Origin of the sequence: Sorangium sp. So ce128 (assembly GCF_051525245.1) — a bacterium.
In the GTDB taxonomy this organism is placed as follows: Bacteria; Myxococcota_A; Polyangia; order Polyangiales; family Polyangiaceae; genus Sorangium; species Sorangium cellulosum_B.
Genome location: NZ_CP150313.1, coordinates 12,044,494 through 12,059,392, shown reverse-complemented (window position 1 = coordinate 12,059,392; position 14,899 = coordinate 12,044,494). Strand labels below are relative to the sequence as shown.

Below are 14,899 nucleotides of genomic sequence, written 5' to 3'. Positions count from 1 at the left end.
ACATCCCAACCACCCACGCTGGCGCCTGGGATCACGTCCACCACGTAGCGCCGATCGTCGGTCTGGGACGTGCGCCGGCGCCTGCGATGAGATCATGAGTTGAGCGTCGAAGCCGCTCTGTCATCGACGGTCAGTCACGCGACGAAATTCGCGAATTTGGATTGCCGACGCCTTTTCCGGATTCCATCATTGCGGCCCGACTCGCCGTATCCCTCGACGCTGGATAGCGCCGAAGGCGAACACTTATCCACTCGCGGAGACGTCAGCTCACGCCTCAAACGGCGGCTTCGATCTCCAGCACAGAGAGGAGCACCAGGATGAAACCAACGATCCTCTTGCTGACATTGACTACAGCGTTCCTGGTTCAGAGGGGCGCCCTCGCGGCAACTTACTATGTCGACTGCGAGCTCGGCGATGACGCCGGGGAGGGCGGAGTGGACGACCCATGGCAGACGCTTCAATTCGCCGTCGACAACATCAATGACGGCGACACGATCATCGTGCGCCCCGGGCTCTGTCAGGGCTGTCGCATCGGGGAGTCGGGGGCGCCGGGCGCAGGGAGAAAGACCCTGAGGGCCGAGCCCGGCGTCACGATCGTTGAGCTGGGGACTGCGAACAGACACGAAAGCCACATCGAAGTCGAGCTCTTTGGCGGCACGGTGAGCCATTGGATCATCGAGGGCTTCGAGCTGACGGGCGCGCCCAGATCCGGCGTCGATCTACGCGGCACAAGCGACATCACCGTCAGGTACTGCTATGTCCACAACAACGGCCGGACGGGCATATTTACCGCGTTCAGCGACGATGCGGTGATCGAGCACAACGAATCCGCCTTCAACGGCGAGCATGGGGTGTACACCAGCAACAGCGGAGATCGCCCCCTGATCCGCGGCAACCTCCTCCATCACAACGCGTCCGCTGGCGTTCACATGAACGGCGACAGGAGGTTCACGCCGGGCGACGGCGTCATCACCGGCGCCACCGTCGAGCAGAACGAGATCTGGGAAAACGGCATGGCCGGGGCCTCGGCGATCAACTGCGATGGGGTCAGCGACAGCATGTTCAGGAACAATCTGCTCTACGAGAACCACGCGAGCGGCATCTCGCTCTATGCGATAGACGGGTCGGAGGGGTCGAGCCGCAACCAGGTTTACAACAACACGATCGTGATGGCGGAAGGCAGCCGCTGGGTGTTCAACATGCCGCGCTCGAGGGGCAACATCTCCGATCCGGTCGGCAACAAGATCAAGAACAACATCCTCTACACACCGCGGGCCGACAGGGGATCCATCCTGATCTACCAGCCCGACATCGACGGCTTCGAGAGCGACTACAACGTCGTCGTGGACCGCTTCAGCGCGAACGGCGGCAGATCGATAATCAACCTGAGCACGTGGCAGAGCCTCGGCTACGACAGGAACTCGCTGATCGCCTCTCCGACGGAGCTCTTCGAAAACCCGAACGTCGCCGATTTCCACCTGAGGCAAGGATCCCCGGCCATCGACAGCGGAACGGCCGTCCCTGTGCTCATCGATCTGGACGGGGTCGCTCGGCCCCAGGGGCCCGGCTGGGACATCGGTGCTTATGAGTTCATCAGCGGCAAATGAAGGGCGATCGGGTCGCGCTCGCGGGGTGCTGCGCGCAGCAGCGCGGGACGCCGTACCTCCGTGAGAGGCGGAGCTCGACCGGGGTGGAGGCCGCGGCGAGGGCGCGCTGGGGGATCTGCGGCGCCGTCCTCGGGGTCGGCTACCGCACGCGGGCCACGACGAGCGTCACGTCGTCGTCGAGGGCGCGCTCGCCGCGGAACCTGGACACCGCCGCGACGATCGCGTCCCTCGCCTCCTCGGGCGCGCAGGCGGCCACGCTCTGGAAGAGCGATCGCAGCCGCTTCTCGCTGAACTGCTCGCTCGACTCGTTCTCGCACTCGGTCACGCCGTCGGTGAACCAGAGGAGCGCGTCGCCGCCCTCCAGGGCGACGGTGCTCGACGTGTACTCGGCCGAGCTCGCCGCGCCGAGCGGCTCGCCCTGCGCGGCGAGCTGCCGGATCGCGTTGTTCCTGACCAGGTAGGGGAACGGGTGCCCGGCGTTCGCGAGGGTCATCGAGCCGGCGCCGGGGTCGAAGATGCACGCCGCGCACGTCATCAGGAACTTCTGCTGCCCCGCCTCGAAGATCGAGCAGTTCATGACCCGCAGCAGCTGCGCCGGGCTGATCGCCTCGCGCGCGAACGTGCGCACGACGTCGCAGGCGGCCTTCGCCGCCCCCGTGATGATCGCGGACGAGATGCCGTGCCCGGTCACGTCGCCGACGACGGTGAGCAGCCTGCCGTCCGGCAGATCGTGGAACGTCCACCAGTCGCCGCCGCACTCCGCCGCGGGCTGGAAGTGGCTGGCGAGCCGCAGGGAGGGCCGCTCGATGACGTCCTCGCTCGGCACGAGCATCTGCTGGACGGCGCGCGCGACCTCGAGCTGCTTCTTCAGCGACGCCTTCTCCGCCGTGTCGTAGAGCAGCTGCACCAGCCGGTCCCCGAGCGCGACGAGCTGGACGCGGACCTCGTTGATGGCCTCGTCCGAGCCGCTCGCGCCTGCGGCGTCCTGGCCGGCGGGGGCCTGGGTCGCGCTGCCAGGCGCGGCCTGGGTCGCGCCGCCGGGCGCCGCGCTGCTCAGGGAGAAGAGCTCGCCGAGCTTCGACGCGAAGCGCCGCTTGGCCGTGGAGATCGTCGATCCGACCTCGATCGGACGCGACGGCTCGACCTGCGAGCTCGCGGCGTCGTGGAAGATGGTCAGCGCGTCCCCGATGGCCACGACGACGCTGCGCAGGCGGTCCCGCTCGGCCAGGAGCTGGCGGTGCAGCGCGCCCATCTCGTTCGTGGAGAGGTCGAGCGAGCGGGTGAGCAGGTTCCGATCGTCGGCGACGTGGCGGTAGTGCTCGCTGATGCGCGCGACCACCTTGTGCCAGGTCTCCTTGTCGGGCGGCGCGTCGAGGTCCTCGAGCCCGAGGCGCCTGAGCTGCCGCGCGAGGAGCGGATCGATCTCAGCCATGGCGCCCGCCTCGGCCGGCTCGTTGTCCTCTTGCGCCGCGCGCGGCGAGCGCGGGCGTCACCACCCGGTCCGCTCCAGCGTCTCCATCGCCGGCGTGGAGCGCTCGAAGAAGTGGAGGGACGCCGGGAGCGAGCGGAACTCGCGCGGGTTGACGTCGAGGTCCCAGAAGGACGTGACCATGGTCGAGGCCATGGGCGAGACGTCGACGACCAGCACGGCGCCGGCCGCGTAGATCTTGAGCATGCCGAGCCCGGCGCCGCCGCGCGACGTGTCGAGCACGGGGGCGCTTGTCGAGTCGGCGCCGCGGGCGCTCAGGCCGCGGGTGATGCCCTCGAAGACGTGGTGTCGCCGGAGGCCGCCGAACGGATCGTGGGCCTGGAGGGCGAGGTACGCGCCGTCGGTGCCGAGGCGCAGGGTGGGGATCTCGTTCTCCTCGAGCACGAGGTCGCGCCGCCTGTCGTGCGCGTAGCGGGGGCGGCCGCGGCGGTCGACGGGGGCGCCGTACATGGCGTTCATGAGCAGCTCGTGCGCGAGGGCGGCGATCCGCTCGGCGACCCGCGCGGGGGCGCCGGAGCGCTCGGCCCAGTGCGCGACCTCGGCGACGGTGCGGTCGCGGTCGTCGCTCGTGCGGGGGCGCCATTTCACGATGGTGGCGCCCCAGGAGAGCAGGTCGGAGAGCCGAGGCGGCAGGGCGAGCGGCTTGAGGATGCGGCGGGCGGCGAGGGCGATCTCCCAGGGCCGCGGCATGGAGGCGAAGCTCGGCCAGCCGACGATGCTGGAGAGGCGGGGCTCCTTCAGGGCGGCGTGGAGGATCGCGTCGGTGCTGCCCGAGGTCCACACGAGCAGGTGCATGCTGGGGTACCGCTCGGCCGCCCACTCGAGCGCGAGGTCGAGATCGGCGGCGTCGCAGCCGAGCAGCAGGGGTCGCTCGGACAGCCGGGCGCGCAGCTCGGCGGGATCGCTGGCGACGGGGACGTCCTGCAGGCCGGAGGCAGCGGACATCGCGCGGGCGATGCGCTGGCCGACGACGCGGTTCCGCTCGAGGACGGCGATCGTCGCTTTGGGAGGAGAGGCGCTCAAGGGCTCACCGCGGGTTATCCCCCGGGCAGCCGCTGCCCTGGGGGGTGGACACGGCCCATTACATCACAGCGCGCGTCCGAGAGGCGCCGTGAAGACGCCGAGCCGCCGCGTGGGCGTGGAGGCGCGGGGGACGCTCGCCCCCGCAGACGACCGCACATGCAGGGGCGGCGGCGCCGCCGTGCCGGTCACCGGACGCACTGAGACCAGGCCGTCTTGTTGTTGACGGTGTGCTGCTCCCAGTCGAGCGTCGTTGGATTGTACTCGAGCCAGACGCCATCGGTCCAGTTGTTCGACGTGAAGGGCCCGCCCAGCCCTGTCATGCCGCACGCCACCCCGCCGACCGAATTGCTCGCCAGAGGATCGATGCGATGGTTGTTGCCGGCGAGCCACTGCCATGCACCGTAGTTTTGCGGCACGTCCACGCAGATGGCCTTCACCGTGGCCGTCACCGGGGTATCCACGCCCGTGGTGCTGACGCCCTCGAGGAACCATTCGCCCGAGGCATCCTTTCGCACCCTCGCGTAGTCCGTGATCCAGTTGTTGAACCTGAACGCGCCGTCGCTGATCACCTGCGTGAGGAAGCACCGCCGTGACGACGTGCCGAATCCCAGGCTCGTCGGCAGGCCCTCCCCCGGTCCCCAGGTCCAGGTGAATTGAGCCGTCCTGTTCTCCGCCGTGTTGACGCACACGGCGTTGGCGCCCAGGTTCTGGCCGCTGGCGGCATCGACGTCGAGGATCCAGTCGCCGCCGGACCGCTGTACGCGCACCGCGGCCTGAGAGCTGGCCCCGAGCTTGCCCCAGACGCCTGCGAGGAAACACGTCCGGTCGACGTCCGTCCCCAGGTTGAGCTCGCAGCTCCCGCCGCATCCCCAGCTGTACCCCGACCAGCCGATCGCCGCCTGGGCCTCCCCGACGGGCTCGTCCAGGGTCCCCTCGTCCTCATCGCCCATCTCGCTCACACAGCCCAGCGCCAGGGGAGCGACGATCAGCGCCAACGCCGAGCCGAGATGAGCGCTCCAGGGCTTGTTCATCAGCGGATTCGATCTCATGGGAGGAGCTCCTTGGCAGAGGGGAAGTGAATCGATTTCAAGTTCAGGCCAACACTACGATCTCTATCTTTTCCGCCGGCGGTTTGTCAACACGGTTAACTTTCAGACAGCGCCTTCTCTCCGACATGAAGCATGAAGGCGGAGGGCTCGCCTGTTTGGGTTGCGCGCGCGCGGGCGCGCGACCCGCTCGGACAGGCGTCCACCTCCACCTTCAGTTCCAGTTCCACCTCCAGTTCCAGTCCAGTTCCAGTCCAGTTCCAGTTCCAGTCCAGTTCCAGTTCAGTTCCAGTCCAGGCGTCCCTCGCCGGACGGCGGCGGCGGAGCGCGCGGCGCCTGCCAGATCTGCACATTGACACCCACATGACTTAACCGGTAAAGTGCGCCTTGCCATGCCGAGCACGGCGTGGAGGACCTCGCGCGCTCGTCCGTCGTCCCTTGTTTGCCGGGCTTCGGCGCCGCGCGCTGTCACGGGGATGGAGCGTCGCGGGGACCCGACGTCGCCCGCGCGGAGAGGCTTGTCATGAAGACTGGACTTATGTCGCGTCGCATCTTCTTTCTATCGGCGCTGATGCTTTCCGCCAGCGCCGCTGCGGGTTGCTCTTCCAAGGAGAAAGCCGAGGCGGCGCGTGGCGCGCCGGACGGGTCGGCGGCGCCCGCGTCGAAGCCTGCGGCGAAGGGCGCCTCGATGGTCACGATCTCGAGGGAGCAGCAGGCTTCCTGGGTGCGGAGCTTCAACCCCCTGCTCGCCGAGGGGAGCGTGCGGTTCCCGACGCTCGCCGGCATCTACGAGCCGATGCTCATCTTCAACACGATGAAGGGCGAGTACACGCCGTGGCTCGCCACGAAATACGCGTGGAGCGACGGGAACAAGAGGCTCACCTTGACGACCCGCTCCGGCGTCCAGTGGTCGGATGGACAAGCGTTCTCGGCGAAGGACGTGGTGTTCACGTTCGAGCTCCTGAAGAAGCACGCCGCGCTCGACCTCTCGGGGGTGTGGAAGTTCGTCGAGTCCGTGAAGGCGACGGACGACACGACCGTCGAGTTCGCGTTGAAGCGGCCGTATGTCCCGGGGCTCAGCTACATCGGCCACCAGCCGATCGTGCCGGAGCACAAATGGAAGGACGTCGCCGATCCGGTCACGTACGCGAACGAGAACCCCGTGGCGACGGGGCCGTTCACCGAGATCAAGACCTTCCAGAACCAGGTGTACGAGCTCGGCAAGAACCCGAACTACTGGCAGAAGGGGAAGCCGGCCGTCGATGGGCTGCGCTTCCCGGCGTACCCGGGCAACGATCAGGTCAACCTGGCGATCATCAACGGCGAGGTCGACTGGGCGGGCGCGTTCGTCCCCGAGATCGAGAAGGTCTATGTCGCCAAGGACCCGGCGAACCACCATTACTGGTTCCCGCTCGTCGGCGGCATGGCCACGCTCTACCCGAACAGCACGAAGAAGCCGTTCGACGACGTGCGCGTGCGCAAGGCGATCAGCATGGGCATCGATCGGGCGCAGATCGTGAAGATCGCGTCCAACGACTACACCCAGCCGGCGGACGCGACGGGGCTCGACGACTCCTACGAGCGCTGGCGCAACCCGAAGGCCGTGGCGGCGGGCGACTGGGTGAAGCTCGACGTGGCGAGGGCGAAGCAGCTCCTCGACGAGGCCGGGTACGCGCCGGGCCCGGACGGGATCCGGGTGAAGGACGGCAAGCCCATGCGCTTCGAGATCAACGTCGTCACCGGCTGGTCCGACTGGGTCCGCGCGGTCCAGATCATGACGCAGAACCTCAAGCAGCTCGGCATCGACGCCTCGCTCAAGGCGTACGATTTCAGCGCGTTCTTCGAGGCGCTCCAGAAGGGCACGTTCGACATGTCGATGGGGTGGACCACCGTCGAGCCGACGCCCTACAACTACTACCGAGATCTCATGTCCGCGGAGCTCGTGAAGCCCGTCGGCGAGGCGAGCGCGCGCAACTGGCACCGCTACGGCGACAAGGAGGCCGACAAGCTGCTCCAGCAGTTCGAGGCAGCGACGGAGTCAGCGGAGCAGAAGCGCATCCTCGACGAGGTGCAGATGCTCTACGCGCAGAACGCGCCGGTGATCCCGCTCTTCAAGAATCCCTCCTGGGGCGAGTACAGCACGAAGCGCTTCACCGGCTTCCCCACCAAGGAGAACCCGTACGCCAAGCTGTCGCCGAACAACCCGCCAGAGTACCTGCTCGTCCTCACGGAGCTCAGGCCGAAGTGACGCGCCGCGGGCCTCCGCGGGGGATACCCCGCCGGCCGCGTCGACGGTGATCCCCTCCTGACAACTCCTCTCATTTTGTTGGCATTTTTAGCGAGAAATTGAACAGGGAGACGGGGAGATTCATGAGATCTCACTCCCCGTCTCCCCGCCTCCCTGTAAATTCCACCCCACGTGCGAGCGCCTCCACCCAAATCTCTTCTGCGTTGGCCGTGCGTCAGGCGGCGGCCCCGAACCCGAGGGAGAGGTCCTTGCGCCGGACCGCCCGGATCACCTCCGGAACGACCGAGGTGGCGATCCCGATGGCGAGCGGTAGCCACTTCTCTTCGCCCTCGGCGCCGCCAGCGGGCAGCTGGCTCGCCGCCGGCGGCGCCAGCTCGAAGGAGACGTCTTTGCCTCGGATCGCGCTGATCATGCCAGGCACCGCGCTGATCGCAGCCGGGACAGCCGCCCGCGCCAGCGCCGCGACCCACTTCTCCTCGGCGTCTGCGGTATCGCCGTTCCCGGCGTACCCACCGTTGGCGGCCGCGGCTTCGGGCGCGAAGTCCTTGCGCCGGACCGCCCGGATCACCTCCGGAACGACCGAGGTGGCGATCCCGATGGCGAGCGGCAGCCACTTCTCTTCGCCTTCGGCGCCGCCAGCGGGCAGCCGGGTCGCAGCCGGCGGGGTCTGCTCGAAGGAGGCGTCTTTGCCTCGGATCGCGCTGATCATGCCAGGCACCGCGCTGATCGCGGCTGGCACAGCCGCGCGCGCGAGCGCCGCCACCCACTTCTCCTCCGCACCTGCGGCATCGCCGTCACCGGTGTTGTACCCACCGTCCGTGGCCGGCGCTTCGGGCGCGAACTGCTTGCGCCGGACCGCCCGGATCACCTCGGGGACGAGCGATGCGGTGACGCTGGCAGCGAGGCCTATCCACTTCTCTTCACTCATTTGCGTGGCATCCGCCGGCGCTCCCGCCTGCGCTCTCATGCCCGTGTTGGCCTGTGGCGCCCCGGCGCCTGTCGCCTGGGACGTCGCGCCTTGCTGCCGCGGCGCCCCGCCCGCGGCGATGGCCGGCGCCGTCGCGGGCCGCGCCGCGGCTCCGCCAGCGGGCGCAGGCCCGGCCGGGCGCTGCTGCGGCTGCCAGCCTTCGCCCTCGGCGCCGCCGGCAGGCAGCCTGTTCGCCGCCGGCGAGGCCTGCTCGAAGGAGGCGTCTTTGCCTCGGATTGCGTTGATCATGCCCGGCACCGCGCTGATCGCGGCTGGCACAGCCACCCGCGCGAGCGCCGCCACCCACTTCTCTTCCGCGCCTGCGAACTCGCCGTTGCCGGCGTACCCACCGTTCGCGGCCCCGGCTTCGGGCGCGAAGTCCTTGCGCCGGACCGCCCGGATCACCTCCGGGACGAGCGATGCGGTGACGCTGGCGGCAAGGCCTATCCACTTCTCTTCGCTCATTTGCATGGTATCCATCGAAGCGCCCTCCTGTTCTCTCCTGTCCGTGTTCACCGGTGGTGCGGCCGCCGTGCCTGTCGCCTGGGACGTCGCACCTCGCTGCCGCTGCTGTCCGCCCGCCGCGGCGGCCGGCGGCGTCGCGGGCCGCGCTCCTGTCGCGCCCGCGGGCGCTGCCTCGGCCGGGCGCTGCTGCTGCGTCGCGGGCCGCGCTGTGGCGCCCTCAGGGGCTGCCTCGGCCGGGCGCTGCTGCTGCGTCGCGGGCCGCGCTGCTGTTGCGCCCGCGGGGGTCGGCTCGGCCTGGGGCTGCCGTGGCTGCCCCTCCGCCGGCGTGGTCGGCGACGTCGCGGCGCCACCGGTCGCCGGCCTGGCGTTCGGCGGCGAGCCGGGCGCTGCGCTGTCGGCCGTGGCCCTCGTGGGCTGGGCGCTCTTCGCGGCGCCCTTCGCGGGCTGGCCGGGTGCCTCGGCCGGCGCGGCGGCTGCGCCAGGAGCCAGCGTCAGGAAGCTCGACTCAGCGAGGCCGGCCGGCTCCGCCGGCACCTTCAAGAGCGGAGTCTGCCGGAACCCCATCTCCTGGAGCTTGGCGCGGACGCCCTCGTGCACCTCGGCAATCGACGGCTCGTCGCCCGCAGCGCCGAGCACTTGCTGCAGCGCGGACGAGAAGGCCGACAGGCCCTCGGTCGCCGAGGTCGAGGCCGCCGCCGTCTCGTTCTCGGAGCAGGCGGAGAGCAGCAGTCCATTGAAGGTGAGCTGATCGGTCTCGTCCCCACCGCCTTCGCCCGGCGCGGCCGCCTTCCCCGCGGCGATCGCCTCCCGGCCCAGCACCAGCCGCTTGACGCCCGCGTCGCTCGCGATCTGCACGCTGCCGAAGGGCCGCGGGACGAGCGGCCGGCCGATGAGGCTCTTTTGCTGCTGCTGCACGTCCGGCGACGGTGACCACGCCTTGCTGCGCACGAGCTCGACGCGCCCGCCCATCGCGACCTGCTTCTGCATCCCGCCGGAGAAACAAGAATCGAGCACCACCGTGAGCACGCCAGGTGGGGCCGTCTGGCTGAGCTCGCTCAGGCGGTTGTCGAACAGGAACTGCATGTCGCCGAGGACCAGGCACTCTTCGAGGTTCTCGCCACGCGGCTGCTGAAAGCCATGGCCAGAGTAGAAGAAGACCAGCCGGTCATCAGGGCCGACATTCTCGAATAGCCAGGCGAGCCCCTCCTCCACGTTGGCGACGGTAGCGTCGCCGTCGTAGAGCTCCTTGAACTCACTGAAGCCGTAGCGCTCGCTCAGCAGCGAACGGAACTTGACTGCATCCTCGAGACAGCTCGGGAGGTTGTTCTCCTCGCTACCGTAGTTGTTGATCGCCGTCAATAACGCTCTCTTCGATGCCATGTGAATACCTCCTGTCAAAAGCGGGGCGAGGCCGAGACCGAGCGACCGTCAGGCGCTCTCGATAGGATTGCCGGGCACGCTGGTGGACCTCGCTTCGCTCAACCGGTGAGGGCCCCGCCCCTGCCGCCGTATCGAGACCGGGGAGACAAGGGAGCGAGCGAGCGCCCAGACGGCCTGCTTTCGGGCCGCCTGGACACGGTGTCATCAGGCATTTCCAGCGTCGCGAGCGAGTACGTCGCCACCCTCAAACGGATGCGCTCGAGGCGGCCGACACATCAGGACGCGTCGGCCTGGGTGCACCTGAAATGACCGCACACCTCGAGGCGACCCTCGTTATGTCCAATCGAGATCCGGGTTCACGATCCGATTTTCGCAAGCCCTGCTCGTCGTCCGCCGTACGGATCGACACAGGGAGCGGGACGATCGATGAGCACCCGACATGCCAAGCTTCGACGCTGCACGTGCTCGGGAGAACCCCTCCGGACGATGACAGAAGCGCTACGTCTCGTTGCATTGCTCGAATGTTTCACGAGCGCTGCCCTCGCCTCCGGTTCGTCGTGCGCCTTACGGTGCGCACGGGGCAAAGAGCCTCAGTGTGGCGTTCCTGAGTGCTGTCTGGCGCGACGCCCTCGCGAGCGGGGGCTTCTCCTGTTCGTCGCAGCAGGGGCGGGCGCACCGAGATAAGAAGAGCTCGTCAAGCGCGAGGGAGCTCATCTGCAGGAAGCGAGCTAGAGTGGCGGCTGGCGAGGGGGGGGTGCGTCACAGGTGGCGGGGTCACCACGCCCCGAGCGCCACAACGCCGATCTGCTGGGCCGTCGTCACCGGCAAGACATGGAGGGCGGCCGGCGCCGCCTTCGCTCGCGGGGACGAGGAGCCCGCGAAGAAGGACACCACGGTCGCAGCGCCAACGACGACCCCCGTCGCGACAAGGGTGGCCCCGAGGACGCGGGACATGTCGCGCTGGACGCGCAAGCGGTGGAGCGCGGGGCAGGCGGAGGGCTGCGGCACCTGGCGACACGCGTCCCAGGTCGATGCTGGATCGCGGTCGAGGCCGCCGCCGCGCTCATCGATGTCTCCATCGAGGACGTTCGCCCGGAGCATGAAGACAGTCCCCGAGGAGATGGCGGCCGTCGTGACGGCGATCCCCGCGATCCGCAGTGTTCCCGGCCACGACGCCCAGGGCCCAGGCGCCGGGGCCGCGGCCGGTCCGACCGGGCCGCGCTTCGCCGCGCTTGGCTCGGGGGTGCGCGGGGGCGGCGGGGCCACGCGCGACAGCGTCAGCGTCGCGCCGATCGTCGCCCCGCCGGCGATCTCGACCCGATGAGAGAGCTCCTCGTATCCCGACAGGCGGGCCCGGAGCGTGTGTTTCCCCGGATCGACGAACAGCTCGAGGACCGTGGCTCCCGTCCCGATCGGCTCGTCGTCCAGGAGAACCTCGGCGTCGGGCGGGGCGGCAGCCACGTAGATCCTTCCGACGTGCTCCAGCGCCTTGTTGAACCCGGTCGTGAACCGGCGGACGAGCGGCTCCTTCAGGGCGGCATCGTGTTCGAGGCTCTCCCCCAGGTGCTCGGCGGCCTCCCGGTGCTTGCCCTGCTCCAGCTCGGAGAGCCCGAGATACCCGAGGACCTCGGCCTGCTGCACCTCGGTCATCCCGGCGGCGTCGGGCGCCGCCAGGGCGGCCTCGAAGCTCGCCTCGGCATCCGCCCACCGCTTCGAGAAGAAGGAGATCCGGGCCTTCTGGCGCAGCGCCGCGGCCGCCGGCGGCGAGCCCCCGGGCGGCGGCGCCGCGCGCGAGGGGCCCGTGGCGCTGATCAACGCGCCGAGGAGGCAGCACCGCAACAGGACCGACCGCAAGCGCAAGCGCGTCATGGATAGCTCACCTTATCAACGGCATCGCCAGCCCGGCAACGGCGCGCGCCCGGGCCGCTGCGTGCGTCTCCACGACGATTTTGACGTCGTCTCTGGAATGCAACCGACCGAGGCCCCAGCGTGCCGTCGTTCCCTCGCACGCACGGCAAGGGCGCTCCGGACGAGCGGCCGCGCCCCGGAAGCCTGAGCGCCCGGCAGCGAGCGTCGGTTCTGCGGCGCTTCGTCGACAGGCTCGACGACAGACGCCGCGCGGTCTTCATCGAGCATCGCTGTCCCAGGCCCAACGCCGGTCCAGCACGGTGAGGCAGAGGGGTAGATTCGACCCCTACTCGCCTTCTTGGATCAGCACCGAGCACGAGTCCCTCGATCTGGTGAGCTATCTCATCGCCAGCCCGATCGGCCCCATCCGTCAACCGTCACGAGAGCACTTCGATGGCCGTCGCCGCCCCAAGGACGTTATCGATCCAGCGGTCGAGGGTCGCCATGTCCGTGCATGCCTGGACGCGCTCTCTCTCGCTCTCGCCGAGCACGATCCCGGCCCGCGCGAGCAACCGAAGCAGGGTGTCCCTCTTGCCTTCGAGCTTGCCCTCGCGCTTGCTGCGATCCATGAGCTCCCGCACGAACGGAAAAGTCGTCTCGCCTTCGATCTGCCGTTCCATCACCAACGCCTCCAGAGCCCGCCGCATGGGCTCACGCAACCCGCTCCAGATGACCTGAAAGTAGACCATGGCGTGCTCCTGGTCGAGCCGGCCAAGGGCAACGAGCGCGGCCTTGACCACGGTGAGCCCGTTCGGCCCATTGCCGTGCGCCACCGCCGAGAGCACGGCCAGCTCGGCGTCCTTCTCCGCATCGGCTGGGTCGGTGCTCTCGGGGACGACGGCCGGACCGAGCACCAGCGGCTCGACGTGGCCGAGGCCCAGGCCGAGGTCGATGTTCTCTGCCGCCCAGGCGGCCACGCCGGCGTCCGGTGCGATCACGAGCACGACCGTGCCGCAGCGCTTCTTGGCGCGCACGACCGTGACGTACGTCGGCCACGAGAACTTCTTGTCCGGATCCATGTCGCGCTGGACCTCGATGACGATCGCCAGCACGAGCGCGCCGCTCACGTCTCGAAGCTCGATCACCAGATCAGCGCGGAACTCCACCGGGATGAGCTGCTCGAGCGACGACTCGACCACCGCGACCGAGGCGTGCGGCGGCACCTCGACGTGGAAGAGCGTCGCGAGCAAGTGGGGCGCGAGCTCCGGGTGCTCACGGAACATCTCGACGAGGGCGTTGTGCTCGAGCGTCGGCATGATGTTCGACCTTGAGCACCCCCCATGCCGGCACGAAACGACGAGAAAGCTCGGTGACAGTGCCGACTCAGGGGTGGCGGCGCCATGGCGGGTGGCGGCCAACACTCCCCCTCCACGGCGATGGCCCATGCGCCAGCCAACCTCTCCGCGCTCGCCTCCCCGAGCACCGGAGGCAACGGCTTGATTCCGCTCGTGTATCCGAGGGCCCCCACGTGCAGCCGCCCCGTGCCCTGACCGCCGCGGGGCACGCGCGGGCCACACGCCGTGACGAATCCGAGGAGCTCCCCGGAATTCATGAGTGGGAGAGCGCAGCTTGGCCCCTGCGGGCCCCACCGCACGAGCCTGGCGCGCCGCGCAATCCAGCATGACTGCAACCACTCGAGAGACGCCCCGATGCCCTCAGTGACCCATGAAGCCCTGGTGGAGCTGTTCAAGAACCGGCCGACGCTGGCCGCCGAGATGCTGCACGACGCGCTCGGCCATCCGGTCCCGACCTTCACGGAGGCGCGCGTCGAGTCCTCCGATTTCACCGAGATCGTGCCCTCCGACCGCCGCGCGGACGTCGTCGTCGTGCTGCTGGTCGGCGAGCAACAGCAGCCCGCGATGGCCATCGTGGTCGAGGTCCAGCTCGGCGTGGACCCGGACAAGCCCTACGTCTGGCCGGTGTACGTCACCCAGACGCGCGCCCGGCACCGCTGCCCAACCCGGCTGCTGGTCGTGACGATCGGCGCGGCGATGGCGCGGTGGAGCGCGCGGCCGATCGACACCGGCCACCCTGGCTGGACGCTGACGCCGCTGGTGCTCGGGCCCCAGCGCATCCCGGTCGTCACCGACGTCGAGCAGGCGAAGGCGGCGCCCGAGGTCGCCGTGCTCTCCGCGATGGCGCACGGACAGAGCGAGGCGGCGGAGGCGATCGGCGAGGCATTCTTCGCGGCGGCGGCCGGGCTCGATGAGGAGCGCCGGGCCGTCTACGGGGATCTGGTGCTATCCTCGCTGAACGCAGCGGCGAGGCGGAAGTTGGAGGCGATGATGAAGAGCGGTTACGAATTTCAGAGCGAGTTCGCACGCAGCTACGTGGCAAAAGGCGTGGAGAAGGGCCGGGAGCAGGGGCGGCTGGAGGGAATCCTCGAAGCCAAGGCGCGCGACGTGCTCGCCTTCCTCGAGGCCCGCGGGCTCGAGGTCCCCGCCGAGGTGCGGGAACGCGTCCTCGCGAGCACCGACCTCGACGAGCTGGACCGCTGGATCCGCCGCGCCGCCGTGATCAGCGACGCCGAGGAGCTCCTCGCCACGACGGGCTCCTGAACCGATGCCCCGGGCTTCAGGAGCAGACGAGCGCGCTGCTCCTGTCGCCGAGATGCCACGGTGGTGGCCCATGCTGCGCCCGAATTCAGGCAATGCTACAAGCGCGGTTTCTATTGACCATGGGAACCACCGTTGACATCGGCGGGTCTACCCACGTCACTTTCGACGGGTTGACCACGGAACAGCTATTCCAGATTGGTGCGACCAA

The 14,899-nt window shown here is 69.1% G+C and carries 9 protein-coding genes; 3 read left to right on the top strand and 6 right to left on the bottom strand.

The features are described 5' to 3' along the window. Positions 1-317: 317 nt before the first annotated feature. On the top strand, positions 318-1,607 hold the full coding sequence (locus tag WME82_RS45730) for a right-handed parallel beta-helix repeat-containing protein (protein WP_438040463.1): 1,290 nt from the start codon (positions 318-320) through the stop codon (positions 1,605-1,607). A 139-nt stretch (positions 1,608-1,746) separates the two neighbouring features. On the opposite strand, the gene WME82_RS45725 is transcribed toward WME82_RS45730, so the two are convergent. The 3 genes from WME82_RS45725 to WME82_RS45715 all read right to left on the bottom strand — a co-directional run bounded on the left by WME82_RS45725 (position 1,747) and on the right by WME82_RS45715 (position 5,168). Next, positions 1,747-3,039 (bottom strand): PP2C family protein-serine/threonine phosphatase, encoded by a 1,293-nt coding sequence (locus WME82_RS45725; RefSeq protein WP_438040462.1) that lies wholly within the window; start codon positions 3,037-3,039, stop codon positions 1,747-1,749. A gap of 57 nt (positions 3,040-3,096) precedes the next feature. Next, positions 3,097-4,119 (bottom strand): hypothetical protein, encoded by a 1,023-nt coding sequence (locus tag WME82_RS45720; protein WP_438040461.1) that lies wholly within the window; start codon positions 4,117-4,119, stop codon positions 3,097-3,099. 185 nt (positions 4,120-4,304) lie between these two features. Beyond that, a complete protein-coding gene (locus tag WME82_RS45715) occupies positions 4,305-5,168 on the bottom strand; it encodes a hypothetical protein (protein ID WP_438040460.1) in 864 nt (287 codons plus the stop codon). Between the two features lie 520 nt (positions 5,169-5,688). Between WME82_RS45715 and WME82_RS45710 the strand changes: the two genes are divergently transcribed. Continuing rightward, entirely contained in the window at positions 5,689-7,413 is a 1,725-nt protein-coding gene (locus tag WME82_RS45710; RefSeq protein ID WP_438040459.1) for an ABC transporter substrate-binding protein, read from the top strand. A gap of 214 nt (positions 7,414-7,627) precedes the next feature. Here the strand turns inward: WME82_RS45710 and WME82_RS45705 are convergent, their stop codons facing one another. From WME82_RS45705 to WME82_RS45695, 3 genes are all read right to left on the bottom strand, one after another. Beyond that, positions 7,628-10,225, bottom strand: coding sequence for a caspase family protein (locus tag WME82_RS45705; RefSeq protein ID WP_438040458.1), 2,598 nt, complete (start codon positions 10,223-10,225; stop codon positions 7,628-7,630). 774 nt (positions 10,226-10,999) lie between these two features. Beyond that, positions 11,000-12,094 carry a PEGA domain-containing protein gene (locus tag WME82_RS45700; protein ID WP_438040457.1) on the bottom strand — a complete coding sequence of 365 codons (1,095 nt, stop codon included), beginning with the start codon at positions 12,092-12,094 and terminating at the stop codon, positions 11,000-11,002. A 416-nt stretch (positions 12,095-12,510) separates the two neighbouring features. Then, the gene (locus WME82_RS45695; RefSeq protein WP_438040456.1) at positions 12,511-13,389 is read right to left on the bottom strand and encodes a hypothetical protein; all 879 of its coding nucleotides are present in this window, start codon (positions 13,387-13,389) and stop codon (positions 12,511-12,513) included. Positions 13,390-13,782: 393 nt separating this feature from the next. On the opposite strand from WME82_RS45695, the gene WME82_RS45690 reads away from it, so the two are divergent. Then, positions 13,783-14,691 carry a hypothetical protein gene (locus WME82_RS45690; RefSeq protein ID WP_438040455.1) on the top strand — a complete coding sequence of 303 codons (909 nt, stop codon included), beginning with the start codon at positions 13,783-13,785 and terminating at the stop codon, positions 14,689-14,691. The last annotated feature ends 208 nt before the right edge of the window (positions 14,692-14,899 follow it).